1 protein-coding gene and 1 pseudogene are annotated in these 2,265 nt (G+C 36.6%); both read right to left on the bottom strand.

Going from position 1 to position 2,265, the window contains the following annotated elements:
* Positions 1–656 (bottom strand): hypothetical protein (locus M3G15_RS21235; RefSeq protein ID WP_260072008.1); only part of this gene is annotated, 656 nt, incomplete at its 3' end.
* A 320-nt stretch (positions 657–976) separates the two neighbouring features.
* Positions 977–2,265: pseudogene (locus tag M3G15_RS21240) on the bottom strand (hypothetical protein); the annotation flags it as partial.

The following is a 2,265-nucleotide window of genomic DNA, read 5'->3' on the forward strand; positions in this document are numbered from 1 at the left end:
CGGCGGCCGATTTTCTCGCCGATGAATCTTACCGCCCGGGTTACGGGACTGATTTTATCAACGGTTTTTAACGCTTCCGTATTCACTTGGCTTCGGGTTTTCGTTCCCTGCTGATAGTTCTTTAGCATCGCTTTGCGTTCTTCAGGTGAGGCATTCTTTACAGATTCCACAAACTTCTTCGCCACAACTGCGCGAAGTCGATCCAACGTCTTCTTGCCAAGCCACCCGAGGACACTCCCAATAATCGTCCATCCGAGCATCCTCCCCCAAGGAATTCCACCCGGCTCCTTCGATGCAAGTTCGGATGCAGGTAAAGGGACTGAAGCGTCATCGGGCCGCAATGAAGTTCCCCCATCTTCGCCTGAAAAACCATGCTCATTAATTGCTTCTTGCAGTTGCTCTCCCGAAAGTTTCTCCGGATACTTGAGATAGTGAAGCTTTAACCTGTCTAGATACTCCAACTGTCCGAGGGCTGCTTCTGCCGTTTGAATGGTTTTCTCCGCATCCATATCCTGTGTAAGCATAGGTCCGAAGAGTGTTCGACTCTCTTCTTCCGTTAACCCCTTGACAAATTGGCTGTACGTCTGGGCATATTCCAACTCTTTCTGAATCTCAGGGATCATCGTTTGGAAAGAAGAGAGGTCATTTTGATACAAGGCATAACTTTCCGGTGAGAGGAACGACCCCCACTTGTCGATTTTGTACAAATCGGCTCGATTGTCGATTTGATGCGCTTATTCAAATACATCCGACTGGAGATCGAAATACATTTGGAGGGTCATATTCTGATCCTCGGCATAGATCGGCTTGATTTCAAGCGGAAGGTCCGTTCGCCAATCGTAGCTTCTCCCTTCCATTTGGAAGAGTTCAATGCTATATATTCCAGTCAAAGTTATTCAAAATAATATGCCTCTTTCAATGTAAAAGAGCGCTGATCCTTTTTATAGAATCGCGCTCTATTGTTAAATACCGAGGCTTATAAAATGCTTTCTCTTAATAAATATCCATGGATAGAGCCTCTTTCGATTATGAAATCAAGAATTGGTATAATAATGTTTTTTAATCTTATTTCTCTTTTGATATTTTGTCTATTATTGTAAATATATTTTCTCAGAAATCTCTCTAAGTAATATAAGGTATTTGATTCTAGATCACCGAGAATTAAGTCTCTGTTATTTGATACAATAGTATAAATCCAGACAATACCATCATCTTTAAAGTTAGTTCCTATTGTATTCAAAACTCTGACTATAGAATATAATACAGCAGGAATGTTTCCAAGTTCTTTTGAAGCTTTAGCATAGAAAGAAGAATTCTCAGTTTTTAAGCTATGCCACTCTTCAATTTCTTCACGCCACCACTTCCATGCTAATAAGTAATTAATTACGATATCTTTTAAATAATAGTTATGAGGATGATTAATACATAATTCCTTTATTTTAGGGTACAAGAGCCCCCAGATATACCAAAATTGATCATATCTATTTAGATATTCTTCAGCATTTACAAGTTCTCCAATAAAAGAAGCTGTTTCATCTGTTGTAGAAAATGAATTTAAGAATGGCTTAAGAAACTTGTCAATTTCGTTTTTATCTTTTTGTAAAATGAAGTATGCAAACCTTTTGAAAACACGTAAACGTAATGAATAAATGGTAGAAGCATCTCCCGAATCATCACTGTAACTTCTTCTATCTTTTAGCAACTGCGAAGCCAACAAAGGCAATGATTCCTCGTAAATGTCTAAGTGAATTTTGTCCTTTGTATTTGATGGAATTAATTGATAAACTACATCCAAGTCATAAATATCAAGTGAAGCAATGTCTCTTATATCAAATGATATATTTTCAAAAGTAAAATTAGTGTTTATTTTCTCTAATTCTTCAAAAATTGAACTTTTGGAAATCTCCCTCCAATATCCTTGTACCTTCCTTTTTTCAGCTATAATGTTTTTATAAAAAGGTTTGAGTTTAATATATCCGAATAATATTGATTGAGCTACTTTTTCATTTTGATCCCACAATTTTGATCTATGGATAGACTCAATAACATAATCACATATTCTTTTGTATTGACCAATAGGTGTTTCATCAAAGAGAGCCAAAACCATTATCAACATATAATCATCTGCTTCTTCGGGATACTCATTTATTAATGATGGGATCGCATGAACAGAGGCTTCAACACCATCACTTATTTGATAGTTGTAATCATTAGCAAAAAGATTTGACAGAGTTGAAAGAATTATTTCTTTACAAAATACTTTAT

Origin of the sequence: Paenibacillus sp. p3-SID1389 (assembly GCF_025151705.1) — a bacterium.
Lineage (GTDB): Bacteria > Bacillota > Bacilli > Paenibacillales > Paenibacillaceae > Fontibacillus > Fontibacillus phoenicis.